This window comes from Mycobacterium gordonae, assembly GCF_002101675.1.
In the GTDB taxonomy this organism is placed as follows: domain Bacteria; phylum Actinomycetota; class Actinomycetes; order Mycobacteriales; family Mycobacteriaceae; genus Mycobacterium; species Mycobacterium gordonae.
The window spans coordinates 108,876-115,589 of the sequence record NZ_LQOY01000033.1; the positions used below are offsets into that span (position 1 = coordinate 108,876).

The following is a 6,714-nucleotide window of genomic DNA, read 5'->3' on the forward strand; positions in this document are numbered from 1 at the left end:
CGCGCAAGTCCTCTGCAGAGATCCCTGACATGGACAGCTATTGCTAGGGGGTAGGCCGCGTGGCCCCTGTCCAGGTCGACCAGCTTTCACCCCTAACACCGCCGGTACGCGTTGTCGGTGATGGACCTCAACCGCGACGTTAGAAGTCCCAGTCCTCGTCCTCGGTGACCACGGCCTTGCCGATCACATAGCTAGAGCCCGACCCCGAGAAGAAGTCGTGGTTCTCGTCGGCGTTCGGCGACAGCGCCGACAGGATCGCCGGGTTGACGTCGGTCTCGTCGCGTGGGAACAACGCCTCGTAGCCCAGGTTCATCAGCGCCTTATTGGCGTTGTAGCGCAGGAACTTCTTGACGTCCTCGGTGAGCCCCACCTCGTCATAGAGGTCCTGGGTGTACTCAACCTCGTTGTCGTACAGCTCGAACAGCAGCTCGTAGGTGTAGTCCTTGAGCTCGGCGCGCTTGGCCTCGTCCTCCAGAGCCAGGCCGCGCTGGTACTTGTAGCCGATGTAGTACCCGTGCACGGCCTCGTCGCGGATGATCAGCCGGATCATGTCGGCGGTGTTGGTCAGCTTGGCCCGGCTCGACCAGTACATCGGCAGGTAGAAGCCGGAGTAGAACAGGAAGCTCTCCAGCAGCGTCGATGCCACCTTGCGCTTGAGCGGCTCGTCGCCGCGGTAGTACTCCAGCACGATCTCGGCCTTGCGCTGCAGGTTGGGGTTCTCCTCCGACCAGCGGAACGCGTCGTCGATCTCGGCGGTGGAGCACAGCGTGGAGAAGATCTGGCTGTAGCTCTTGGCGTGCACCGACTCCATGAACGCGATGTTGGTGTACACCGCCTCCTCATGCGGGGTCAGCGCGTCGGGGATCAGGCTGACCGCTCCGACGGTGCCCTGGATGGTGTCCAGCATCGTCAGGCCGGTGAAGACGCGCATCGTCAACTGCTTCTCGCTTGGTTTGAGCGTGCCCCAGGACGGGATGTCGTTGGACACCGGCACCTTCTCGGGCAGCCAGAAGTTGCCGGTCAACCGGTCCCAGACCTCTGCGTCTTTGTCGTCTTGCAGACGGTTCCAGTTGATCGCCGAAACGCGGTCGATCAGCTTTGCATTTCCACTCACCGAAACCCCACTTCACCAGGCCGATTTGGCTGCCGGCAGCGCCGGACGTGCTTAGGCTTCAAACACTACCCCTGGGGTCCGACAAGCCGGTGCAACACAACAAGTTGTGTTTTGTGGCGTGTCGCCATGGGCGCGACGCGACGCCGCGGTCACCTCGACCTGCGCCGCCACTGGGCGGCCGAAAGCAGCGCCTTAGCCGGCGAGCGCATCCCGTGCCGCAACCCAAGGTGCGCCGCCAGATCATGTCCCTCGATCCGGCCGGCACGCCGGGCTGCTCCCCGAAATCCCCGCAGCCGTGCGCGCTGCTGCATCTCCAGCGAGATGCCGGCGCGCACGGTCAGGGCTCGATGATCTGGACGACGCCACCGGTCACCCCGGCGACGAACAACCGTCCGGTGTCCGCATCGACGCCGACGGTGTAGGGATTCTGCACCGTCGGGAACCGTTGCACCTCACGTGGTTTCGCGTCGGTCATGTCGTAGCCGACGACTTCGTTGGTTCCGGAGGACGCCACCCAGAGTCGGTCACGGACCCCGTCGTAGGCGATGCCGTACGGCCCGCCCGGCTGCGCCACGGTGGCCACCTCCCGTGGCACCGGCAGTGGCGTGAACACCCGCACCGCGTCACCGCGGGTGTCGGCGGCGATCATCCGCCCGTGCCGGTCGGCGACCAGATGGGTCGGCCCCGCCCCGGCCGGCGTCGAGCCGACGATGGTCAGTCGCTCGGCGTCGTACACGGTCAGGTCGTTCTTGCGCACGTCCAGCACTCCCATCGACGTCCCCACCGGCGCCGTTCCGGCCGGCTGCACACTGTCGGTGAAGACTTTGACGATCTGATCGCCGCGCAGCACGGCCACCGTTGCGCCGTGTTCGTTGGCGACGAAGACCGTGCCGTTGGCCGCCGCGGCGGCGTCGTGCGGATGGGCGCCGGTGTGAACGGCCGGCTGGGGCCTGCCCTGCGGCAAGTCGACCCGGATCAGCACGTCGGCTGTTTCGACTGGAACCAGCACCGGCCCACCGGGAGCCGCGAGTTGCAGGTGGCGGACCGTTCCGGGCAGCGGGACCCGGCCGGTGACGGCGCCGGTGTCGGCGTTGAGCAGCACCACTTCGTCGGGGTCGCGAGTGGCGACGGCGACGGTCCGGGTTTGAGCGTCGACGGCGACGCCTTCGGGTGACCGTCCCACCGGAACGGTCCGGCCTGCGGCGGCCGCAACGGGTGGCGGCGCTTGCCGTGGTTCAGCGGCCGACGGCAGTCCGGCGGCCGGTGGCCGAGTGCCCTCGGTGGGCACTGACTGCGGCGGGCCGCCGGGTTGACCGCACCCGGTGATCAGCAGCGCTGTCACCGCAATGCCGCACAGCCGCCGGCTCATGGGTCTCCGGGCGCGCGGGTGGTCACTGCCGGCAACATGCCGATCATCGTGTCGACCAGTTCCTCGGCGTCGGTGTGCCACTTGTTCAGATCCAGATGTCCGCTCAGATCCAGCCCGGTGACGCCGTGCGCGCTGGCCAACAACAGCGCTCCGTAACGTCTGGCCTCTTTCGCGCCGGTGATCCGGCCGACCAGGTCGAGAAACAGACGCTGCGTGCGTTCACCCGCCTGCGCCGCGGCCATCAGGTCAGCCGGCGGCGTCGCGAAGATCAGTCGATACAGATACGGCCGGCTGCGACCAAGCGCGATCAGCGAAAGCAGCGCGGATCGCAGCGCCTCCTTGGGCGCGTCGCCGGCAGCCAACTCTTCGAGTTGGTCACCGAGCTCGTTGAGCGCGTTGGTCGCCAGCACCGCGAGCAGTGACTCCTTGTCGGCGAAGTGCCGATACGCCGCCGACCGCGAGACGCCGCTACGGGCGCCAACCTCGCGCAGCGTCACTGCCTCGACTCCCCCGATGTCGAGCAGGACACCCGCCGCCTCGAGCAGCGACCGGCGCGTCGCCGCGGCACTTTCCGCTCGAGTCGTCACGACGCCGAGCATAAGCCGCCCTGTTGAGTTGACAACGTCAACCGAAGTGCTAGTTTGAGATGACAGCGTCAACTTAAGCTCTCAGTGCACCTGGAGATCACCATGACTTCGTCCCAAAGCGTTCACCCCAACGAGCTGGTCGTGGTGACCGGCGCTTCGACCGGCATGGGCGCTGCGACCGCCAAAGAACTGGCGCACCGAGGTTTTCACGTGCTCGCCGGAGTGCGACGCCAGGCCGACGCAGACGCGCTGCGCGCGGACGGGATCGAGCCGCAGATTCTCGACATCACCGTCGACTCCGACGTAACCGCCATCGCCGACCGCGTCGCCCGCGACCGGCGCCCGCTGCGTGCACTGATCAACAACGCCGGGATCGCGATCAACTCACCGGTCGAGACGCTGCCGATCGCACAGTGGCGCCGGCAGTTCGAGGTCAACCTGTTCGGGCACATCGCCATCATCCAGGCGCTGCTGCCGGCACTCATACGAAGCTCGGGGACCGTCGTGAACATCAGCTCCGTCGGCGGGAAAGTTGTGCTGCCGACCTACGGCGCATATGCGGGTTCCAAGTTCGCCCTGGAAGCCGCCAGCGACGCCTTGCGGCGCGAGGTCGCTGATCTGGGCGTCAAGGTGGTGGTCGTCGAACCCGGCGCGGTCAAGACAGCGATGCCGGAGCGGGGGATCGCAACGGCGCAGGAACTGATAGCGGACATGAGCGCGGCGCAACTGGCGCGCTACGGCGACCTCAATACTGCCGTGACCGCGCAAGCGCGATCGTTTCTTGACGTGGGCGTACCGGCCGAACACGCCGCCCGCGTCATCGCCAAGGCCGCGACCGCGAGTCGTCCCCGCACCCGCTACACCATCGGACGGGACGCGGCGATCCTGGTGCGGATCAGCCGCCTCGTACCCGACCGCGTGCTGGACCGCATCGTCCGCCGCAATCTCCGGTCATTCACCGGCAAGTCGACTTCGGTTGGCGCAGTTCAGGTCTAGACGGCGACCTTCTTGCCGGCCCGCTTGCCGACGCCCAGGAACTGGTACTCCTCGGGCTTCACCGATCGAGTGGCCATCCAGTACTGCCAGGTATAGCCGCCCCACAACACGGTGTTCTTACCGTGTTCGTCGAGGTACCAGCTGCTGCAACCACCGCTGTTCCACACCGAGCCGGACAACTTCTCCTGCAGCTCGTTGTTGAAGCGGTCCTGCGCTTCGCGGGTGGGCGCCAGCGCCTGGGCGCCCATCTTGTCGCACTTGGCGATCGCATCGGCCACGTAACGGATCTGCGACTCGATCATGAAGACCACCGAGTTGTGGCCCAATCCAGTGTTGGGGCCGAGCAGGAAGAACAGGTTCGGCACGTCGGCGACGGTGATGCCGCGGTGCGCGCCGATGCCCTCACGGTTCCACCGGTCCACCAGGTCTTCGCCCTGCTGGCCCTTGATCTGGACGTAGGTGTAGGAGTCGGTGACGTGGAAGCCGGTGGCGTACACGATCACATCCACCGCACGCTCGCGTCCGTCGGCGGTGACGATGCCCGACGGGGTGATGCGGGTGATGCCCTCGGTGATCAGCTCGGTCCTGGGGTGCGCGACGGCGCGATAGTACGTGGATGAGTTCAGGATTCGCTTACAGCCGATCCGGTACTTCGGCGTCAGCTTGCGCCGCAGCTCCCGGTCCTTGACCGATCGCCGGATGTTCCACTTGCAGTACGCCTCAATGAATTTCAGCGCATTGGGGCGCTTGGTCATGCCGTAGGCCAGCGCCTCCTGGCTCCAGTAGATACCCAGTCGCGCCAGCGCACGCAATCCGGGCACGTTCTCCATGGCGCTGCGCAGGCCACGCGGAATCTCGGGGTTGGACCGCGGCACTACCCAGGGCGGGGTGCGCTGGTACAGCTGCAGTTCGGCGACCTGCTCGACGATCTCCGGCACGATCTGAATCGCGCTGGCGCCGGTGCCGATGATCGCCACCCGCTTTCCGGTCAGGTCGACGCTGTGGTCCCACTCGGCGGAATGGAAAGCGGCGCCGAGGAATTCGTCACGGCCCTCGATGTCGGGGAAGGAGGGGATGTGCAAAGCGCCGGCCCCCGAGACGAGGAACTGGGCGACGTACTCACGCCCGTCGACGGTGAACACGTGCCAGCGGTACTCCTCGTCGTCCCAGTAGGCGCGATCGACCAGCGCGTTGAAGGTGATGTAGCGGCGCAACCCGTACTTCTCGGTGACGCCCTTGAGGTAGTCCCAGATCTCGGGCTGAAAGGAGAACGGGTTCTTCCAGTCCGGCTTGGGCTCGAAGGAGAACGAATAAAGGTGCGACGGGATGTCGCACGCGCAGCCGGGGTAGCTGTTGTCGCGCCAGGTGCCGCCGATGTCGTCGGCCTTCTCCAGGATGAGGAAATCGACGCCCGCTTTCTGCAGCGCGATCGCCATACCCAGGCCGGAGAACCCGGTACCGATGATCAGGGTGCGGGTGCGAATCGGCTGGGACTGCGGTTTCTCGGCTGCGTCGGTAGCCGAGGTCACGACGTCGGTCATGGTGAATCTTTCCTGTTGTGGCCGCTACGGGCGGGTGCGCCGCTTATGGGCAGATACCCAGTACCCGGGGTATCGGATATATCCGAGTGTTGTCGATCGTTCCGGTGATGTCAACGTTGCTGCGGCGCAGCTCACCGTGCCGCAGCCGGCAGCGCATCGTGGATGGGCTTGTCGGGGTCCATGATGATGCCCAGGGTTTCGGCGGTACCGACGATGACGCCCATCATGATGGTGGTCAGCTGGCTGACGAACTGTTCACGGGTCATCGACCGCGGGCTGTCCGGTTCCGGGCCCAACCACCATTCGGTGGCCGACGCGGCGCACCCGAACGCCGAGAACGCGGCCAGTTCCAGAGCGGCGGCGTCGAGTTCCATGTCGCGCAGCTCGTTGTTGAACATATCGGCGATGGTCAGGGTAATTTCGCGGCCTTCGTTCAGGGTCCGAACCGTGGCCTTGGACTGGGCGCTGGAGCTGCCCTGGATGAACACCCGCATGACGTTGGGGTGCTGGTCAAGGAGGGTGACGAACTCTTCGACGGCGCGGTGGATGACCTGGCGGGCGGAATCGGTGGCCAGATTGATGGACGGGAAGATCGCCGCCCACAGCATGTCGCGCAGCCGTTCCCCGATGGCCAGGAAAAGGTCGGACTTGTCGGTGAAATGCCGGTAGATCTTGGGCTTGGCGGTGCCGGCCTCTTCGGCGATCTCCCGCACGCTCAACTCGGGCCCCAACCGGTCGATGGCACGGAAGGCCGCGTCGACGATTTCGGCGCGCACTTTCTTGCGGTGCTCACGCCAACGCTCGCTGCGCGCGTCGACTTTCACACCGGGCTTGGCGCTCGGGTGGGGTAAAGCGGGTCGAGGCATTCTCACCACGACAAGCACCTTACCGCTTGGGAGCCGCTGACCTGCGCAGACCGCTGGTTTGATGCTCGGTCGCGCGTGAACCTAAGCGCGAATGACATGTCAAAAGTTCAAATAGACCCGTCACTCTCGCTCCTGCCATTTTGGGACCCGTAGGCGCGCCGCACGACTAATGGGAGTCGGTCGGTGTGGCGTTGACGGGTTTGAGGTCTGGTCGGCGGGACGCTGATCATCGAGCCGCTGG

6 protein-coding genes are annotated in these 6,714 nt (G+C 65.8%); 1 reads left to right on the top strand and 5 read right to left on the bottom strand.

Features of this window, described 5'->3' with window-relative positions:
• Nucleotides 1-139 precede the first annotated feature (139 nt).
• From nrdF to AWC08_RS06665, 3 genes are all read right to left on the bottom strand, one after another.
• The gene (gene nrdF, locus AWC08_RS06655; RefSeq protein ID WP_065135048.1) at nt 140-1,114 is read right to left on the bottom strand and encodes a class 1b ribonucleoside-diphosphate reductase subunit beta; all 975 of its coding nucleotides are present in this window, start codon (nt 1,112-1,114) and stop codon (nt 140-142) included.
• Nucleotides 1,115-1,451: 337 nt separating this feature from the next.
• Nucleotides 1,452-2,483 carry a YncE family protein gene (locus AWC08_RS06660; protein WP_082986469.1) on the bottom strand — a complete coding sequence of 344 codons (1,032 nt, stop codon included), beginning with the start codon at nt 2,481-2,483 and terminating at the stop codon, nt 1,452-1,454.
• Nucleotides 2,480-3,070 carry a TetR/AcrR family transcriptional regulator gene (locus AWC08_RS06665; protein ID WP_082986472.1) on the bottom strand — a complete coding sequence of 197 codons (591 nt, stop codon included), beginning with the start codon at nt 3,068-3,070 and terminating at the stop codon, nt 2,480-2,482. Before AWC08_RS06665 ends, AWC08_RS06660 begins: the two co-directional genes overlap by 4 nt.
• A gap of 102 nt (nt 3,071-3,172) precedes the next feature.
• On the opposite strand from AWC08_RS06665, the gene AWC08_RS06670 reads away from it, so the two are divergent.
• The gene (locus AWC08_RS06670; RefSeq protein WP_065135062.1) at nt 3,173-4,066 is read left to right on the top strand and encodes an SDR family oxidoreductase; all 894 of its coding nucleotides are present in this window, start codon (nt 3,173-3,175) and stop codon (nt 4,064-4,066) included.
• On the opposite strand, the gene AWC08_RS06675 is transcribed toward AWC08_RS06670, so the two are convergent.
• Nucleotides 4,063-5,607 (bottom strand): flavin-containing monooxygenase, encoded by a 1,545-nt coding sequence (locus AWC08_RS06675; RefSeq protein WP_065135050.1) that lies wholly within the window; start codon nt 5,605-5,607, stop codon nt 4,063-4,065. The genes AWC08_RS06670 and AWC08_RS06675 overlap by 4 nt on opposite strands.
• A gap of 131 nt (nt 5,608-5,738) precedes the next feature.
• Nucleotides 5,739-6,482, bottom strand: coding sequence for a TetR/AcrR family transcriptional regulator (locus AWC08_RS06680; protein ID WP_142283440.1), 744 nt, complete (start codon nt 6,480-6,482; stop codon nt 5,739-5,741).
• Nucleotides 6,483-6,714 lie beyond the last annotated feature (232 nt).

Bases quoted from the DNA above. Each gene is read 5' to 3' on its own strand.
- AWC08_RS06660 (WP_082986469.1), bottom strand. From the start codon at position 2,483: ATGAGCCGGCGGCTGTGCGGCATTGCGGTGACAGCGCTGCTGATCACC.
- AWC08_RS06670 (WP_065135062.1), top strand. From the start codon at position 3,173: ATGACTTCGTCCCAAAGCGTTCACCCCAACGAGCTGGTCGTGGTGACC.
- AWC08_RS06675 (WP_065135050.1), bottom strand. From the start codon at position 5,607: ATGACCGACGTCGTGACCTCGGCTACCGACGCAGCCGAGAAACCGCAG.